This window comes from Streptomyces phaeochromogenes, assembly GCF_001418655.1.
Classification (GTDB): Bacteria; Actinomycetota; Actinomycetes; order Streptomycetales; family Streptomycetaceae; genus Streptomyces; species Streptomyces phaeochromogenes.
Genome location: NZ_LIQZ01000512.1, coordinates 710 through 5997, shown reverse-complemented (window position 1 = coordinate 5997; position 5288 = coordinate 710). Strand labels below are relative to the sequence as shown.

The following is a 5288-nucleotide window of genomic DNA, read 5'->3' as shown; positions in this document are numbered from 1 at the left end:
GCGGGTCGGTCGTGGCTGGTCGCGCAGTTCCCCGCGCCCCTAAAGACTGCGCAGTTCTCCGCGCCCCTGAAGGACTGCGCAGTTCCCCGTGCCCCTGAAGGACTGCGCAGTTCCCCGTGCCCCTGAAGGACTGCGCAGTTCCCCGCGCCCCTGAAGGACCGCGCAGTTCCCCGTGCCCCTAAAGGGGCGCCGCCTCGCCCGGATATGTGACGCCGACGCGGTTCCGTACCGTGTCGAGCGTTCGCATGACCGCCAGCGTGCCGTCCAGCGGGACCAGGGGGGACTCGGTCTCGCCGGCGTTGAGGCAGCGCATGACCTCGATGGCCTCGTGTTTGAGGCTGGCCTGGGTTCCGTCGGCCGCGCTCGCGGTGAACTCCTGCGGGTCGCGGCCGTCGCGGTGCAGGACGAAGCGGTCGGCGTGGAAGAAGCCGGACGGGATGTCGATACGGCCCTCGGATCCGGTGACCGAGGCGGAGGTCGACGTGCCGCCCACCAGAGAGCAGTGCAACGAAGCGAGAGCACCGCTCTCCCAGGAGAGCAGCATTCCCGTCTGGAGATCGACGCTCTCGTCGGAGAGCACCGCTCTCGCCATCACCTCCGAGGGCTCACCGAGCAGCAGGTGCGCGAACGACACCGGGTAGACGCCCAGGTCGAGCAGCGCGCCGCCGCCCTGCGCCGGGTCGCGCAGCCGGTGTGTGGGAGGGAAGGGCCCCGAAAGACCGAAGTCGGCCTGGACCGTGCGGACCTCACCGATCGCCCCCTCGTCGACCAGCGCCTTCAGTTGCCGGATCAGCGGGTTGCAGTACATCCACATGGCCTCCATCAGGAAGCTCCCGCGCTCCTTCGCGAGGCCGACCAACTCCTCCGCCTCGCGCGAGTTCAGCGTGAAGGCCTTCTCGCACAGCACGTTCCGGCCCGCCTCGAGACAGAGTCCGGCCGCCGTCCGGTGCGCCGAGTGCGGAGTCGCGACGTACACGACATCCACGTCCTCGTCCGCCGCGAGACTCTCCCAGTCGCCGTACGCCCGGGGGATCCCGAACCGCTCCGCGAACGCCTTCGCCGACTCCTCGGTGCGCGACGCCACCGCGACCACCTCGGCGTCCGGCAGATCGATCAGATCCGCCGTGAACGCCCCGGCGATCCCACCGGTCGCCAGCACGCCCCACCGCACACGCTCTCCCGCCATCCCAACCCCTCGCTCCATGAGCACGATCACCCGATGGCCGACGACCCGAGTCCGAACGCGGTCGACGACCCGAACATCGCCGACGACACGAACGCGATGGTCTCGACCACCTGTACGAGCTGAGAGCATAGGTGGCGTATTCCACAAACAGGGAGGGGCGCATGTCCGAGCGTGGCCGCACCACGCGGGACCAGGACGGCCCGGAGGGGCACATACCGAGCGCGGCCGTCACCGAGACGGTCACCGACGCGGTCTCCGAAGAGACCGCGACCGCCGCCGCGGCGGCGCCGGTACCGCCACCGGCGGCCCGCCGTTCCGTGGGACTCCTGGTCACCCTCGTCCTCGGCGGCCTCACCGCCGTACCGCCGCTGTCCATGGACATGTACCTCCCGGCGCTCCCCGAGGTCACCGACGCGCTCCACGCCTCCGCGGCCACCGTGCAGCTGACCCTCACCGCGTGCCTCGCCGGCATGGCGCTCGGGCAGCTGGTCGTCGGCCCGATGAGCGACAAGTGGGGGCGCAGACGGCCGCTCATCGTCGGACTGCTCCTCTACGTCGTCGCCACCGCCGTCTGTGCGTTCGCGCCCACCATCGAACTCCTCGTCGCCTTCCGGCTCCTCCAAGGCCTCGCGGGCGCCGCCGGGATCGTCATCGCACGGGCCGTCGTACGCGACCTCTACGACGGCGTCGACATGGCCCGCTTCTTCTCCACCCTCATGCTGATCTCCGGGGTCGCGCCGATCATCGCCCCGCTCATCGGCGGACAGGTGCTGCGGATCACCGACTGGCGGGGCGTCTTCTACATCCTGACCGTCATCGGGGTCGTGCTGACCGCCGTCGTCTGGCGGATGCTGCCCGAGACCCTCGCGCCCGAGCACCGCCACAGCGGCGGCACCGTCGAGGCGCTGCGCACCATGCGCGGTCTGCTCGCCGACCGCGTCTTCACCGGCTACATGCTCACGGGCGGCTTCGCCTTCGCGGCGCTCTTCGCCTACATCTCCGCGTCGCCGTTCGTGATCCAGGAGATCTACGGCGCCTCCCCGCAGACCTACAGCATCCTCTTCGGCGTCAACTCCATCGGACTCGTGGCCGTCGGCCAGATCAACGGCAAGATCCTCGTCGGCCGGGTCAGCCTCGACAAGGTGCTCGCGGTCGGCCTCGGGATCATCACCACCGCCTCCGCCGCGCTGCTGCTGATGGCGAGCGGGGTCTTCGGCGAGGTGGGCCTCGTCCCGATCGCCGTCGGCCTCTTCGTCCTCATGTCGGCGATGACCCTGTGCATGCCCAACACCAACGCCCTCGCCCTCATGCGCACCCGGCACGCAGCGGGCTCCGCGTCCGCGCTGCTCGGCACCTCCTCCTTCCTCGTCGGCGCGCTCGCCACACCCCTCGTGGGCATCGCCGGGGAACACACCGCCGTCCCGATGGCCGTCGTCCAGTTGGCGTGTTCACTGGTCGCCGTCGGCTGCTTCGTGGGACTGTGCCGTCCCTGGCGGAGACAGGCGGACGCGAAGGGAGCGGAGAGCTGAGCGCACCGAGACTGCGCCTCGGCACGGCGGAACGTGCCGGGCTCGACCCCGACGAACTCGCCCATCTCGTACGGGAGTTCCGGCGGCTCACCGACGGGGACCGGCCCTGGGCCCCGGGCGCCGTACTGGTCGCCGGACGCGGGCCCGTGATCGCCGTCGAGGAGGCGGCGGGCTGGGCGGTGCGGTACTCCGCGTACGACGAGGTCACCGGCGCGGGCGTCGAGCTGCCCCGCGAGGCCCGCGTCCCGATGACCGCGGACACCCCATTCGACCTGGCCTCCCTCACGAAGCTCTTCACGAGCGTGGCCGCCGTGCAGCAGCTGGAGCGCGGCACGCTCGGCATCGACGCGCGGGTCGGGGCGTATCTGCCGGACTTCACCGCCGCCGCCGAGTACGGCATCACCGTGCGGCACCTGCTCACCCACACCTCCGGGCTGCGGCCCGAACTCCCGCTGTACGACTGCCGGGACGACAGGGCGCGGCTCGCCCTGCTGCGCGCCGAGGAGCCGCTGACCGCGCCCGGCGGCGCGTACGCCTACTCGGACCTCAACATGCTGCTCCTCCAGCACGTCCTCGAACGGATCACCCGGCGCCGGCTGGACGCCCTCGTCCGGGACGGCATCACCCGGCCGCTCGGGATGACGGCCACCGGGTTCGGACCCCGCCCGGGTGCGGCGGCCACCGAGGACCAGCGGCTGCCGTGGGCCAAGGCGGACCGGGGGATGCTGCGGGGCGAGGTCCACGACGAGAACGCCTGGGCGCTCGGCGGAATCGCGGGCCACGCGGGCCTCTTCTCGACGGCGGGCGACCTGGCGGTCCTGTGCCGCACGCTGCTGGCGGGCGGCTCGTACGGCACCGCCCGCATCCTCGGCCCCGACTACGTCGAACTCCTCCTCTCCCCGCCCGGCCTCGGCTTCGCCCTCGACCAGCCCTGGTTCATGGGCGAACTCGCCGGCCACGGCGCCGCGGGCCACACGGGCTTCACGGGTACGTCACTGGTCCTGGACCCGTCGACGGACACGTTCCTGGTGCTCCTGGCGAACACGGTCCATCCGCGTCGTCGGCCGTCGGACAGCGGCCCCCGGGCAGCAGCGGCGACACGACTGGCACGGGCGGTACGGGGGGCGTGAGCGGTGCGCTGGTCTGTGAGCGGTGCTCTTTCTTGTGAGCGACGCTCTGGTCTGCGGCCGGTGCTCTGGCTTGCGACCGGTGCTCTCGATCGTTGGCGCTGTGCCGGTTTGTGAGCGGTGCTCTGGTGGGTGAGCGGTGCTTTCGGTCGGCGGTGCTCGCGGATGTTGTGAGCGGTGCTCTCGTTGGAGAGCGCCGCTCACCCGAACCGCCCGCGCGCCCCTCGTAGACTTCCCCCGTGACCGCCCCCGTTTCCCCAGCCGAGACCCTGCGCGTGGCCCTGGCGGGGCTGCTCGACGGGCTGCCGACCAAGGCGGCCTCGCAGGCCGTCGAGCGGCTGATCGTGAACTACCGGGGGACCACCCCGACCGACGCCCCGATCCTGCGCGACCGCGCGGACGTGGCCGCGTACGCCGCGTACCGGATGCCCGCGACCTTCGAGGCCGTACGCGCCGCGCTGGACGCCTTCGCGGACGTCGTGCCCGAGTGGACGCCGGGCCGCCATGTGGACGTGGGCGGCGGGACGGGCGCGGCGACCTGGGCCGTCAGCGCCACCTGGCCCGAGGAGCGGCCGGTGACCGTGCTCGACTGGGCCGAACCCGCGCTCGCCCTCGGCCGTGAACTCGCCTCGCGGAACCCGCTGTTGAAGGGCGCCGAGTGGCACCGCTCTCGTATCGGAGCGGCGCTCACCATCGAGAGCACTGATCTCGTCACGGTGTCGTACGTCCTCGGCGAGCTCACCGAGCAGGCCCGCACCGAAGTCGTGGACGCCGCCGCGACCGCCGCCCAGGCCGTCGTGATCATCGAACCCGGCACACCGGACGGCTACGCCCGCGTCATCGAGGCCCGCGACCGCCTCATCGGAGCCGGCTTCCACATCGCCGCCCCCTGCCCGCACAGCGCCGCCTGCCCGATCGTCCGCGGCGAGGACTGGTGCCACTTCTCGGCCCGGGTCAGCCGCTCCTCGCTGCACCGGCAGGTCAAGGGCGGCTCACTGGCGTACGAGGACGAGAAGTTCAGCTATGTCGCCGCCACCCGCTTCCCGGTGGCTCCGGCCGCCTCCCGGGTCGTACGGCGGCCGCAGATCCGCAAGGGGCAGGTGCTCCTCGACCTGTGCGAGACCGAGGAGCAGTTGCGCCGCTCGACCGTGACGAAGCGCCACGGTCTCCTCTACAAGGCGGCCCGTGACGCGGACTGGGGCGACGCCTGGCCGCCCCCGTCCTTGTCTCCGGCCCAGGGTCAGGGCGAGGGCGAGGGCTCAGACGCGTAGCTCCTGCGTGCAGCACTTCACGCTGCCGCCGCCCTTGAGGAGTTCGCTGAGGTCCATGCCGATGGGCTCGTACCCGCGTTCCCGGAGCGGGTCGAAGAGGCCGGTCGCGGACTGCGGAAGCAGCACGTGCAGACCGTCGGAGACGGCGTTCAGGCCGAGCGCCGCCGCGTCCTCG

The 5288-nt window shown here is 71.9% G+C and carries 4 protein-coding genes and 1 pseudogene; 3 read left to right on the top strand and 2 right to left on the bottom strand.

Annotated elements, in window-relative coordinates; translation table 11 throughout:
* Positions 1 to 178: 178 nt before the first annotated feature.
* A complete protein-coding gene (locus AOK17_RS44320; RefSeq protein WP_055618321.1) occupies positions 179 to 1186 on the bottom strand; it encodes a Gfo/Idh/MocA family protein in 1008 nt (335 codons plus the stop codon).
* A 161-nt stretch (positions 1187 to 1347) separates the two neighbouring features.
* Here AOK17_RS44320 and AOK17_RS44315 point away from each other — a divergent pair, with 161 nt between their 5' ends.
* From AOK17_RS44315 to AOK17_RS44305, 3 genes are all read left to right on the top strand, one after another.
* Positions 1348 to 2715, top strand: a complete 1368-nt coding sequence (locus tag AOK17_RS44315) for a multidrug effflux MFS transporter (RefSeq protein WP_055618320.1) — start codon at positions 1348 to 1350, stop codon at positions 2713 to 2715.
* Positions 2667 to 3845 carry a serine hydrolase domain-containing protein gene (locus AOK17_RS44310; RefSeq protein ID WP_055618319.1) on the top strand — a complete coding sequence of 393 codons (1179 nt, stop codon included), beginning with the start codon at positions 2667 to 2669 and terminating at the stop codon, positions 3843 to 3845. The genes AOK17_RS44315 and AOK17_RS44310 overlap by 49 nt, the downstream gene beginning before the upstream one ends.
* A 236-nt stretch (positions 3846 to 4081) precedes the next feature.
* Positions 4082 to 5113, top strand: coding sequence for a small ribosomal subunit Rsm22 family protein (locus AOK17_RS44305; RefSeq protein ID WP_055618318.1), 1032 nt, complete (start codon positions 4082 to 4084; stop codon positions 5111 to 5113).
* On the opposite strand, the pseudogene AOK17_RS53035 reads toward AOK17_RS44305, so the two are convergent.
* A pseudogene (locus tag AOK17_RS53035) lies at positions 5102 to 5288 on the bottom strand (amidinotransferase); the annotation flags it as partial. The gene AOK17_RS44305 and the pseudogene AOK17_RS53035 overlap by 12 nt on opposite strands.

What these genes read in the sequence shown, in the direction of transcription:
- AOK17_RS44320 (WP_055618321.1), bottom strand. Translation starts at nt 1,186, where the DNA reads ATGGCGGGAGAGCGTGTGCGGTGGGGCGTGCTGGCGACCGGTGGGATC.
- AOK17_RS44315 (WP_055618320.1), top strand. Translation starts at nt 1,348, where the DNA reads ATGTCCGAGCGTGGCCGCACCACGCGGGACCAGGACGGCCCGGAGGGG.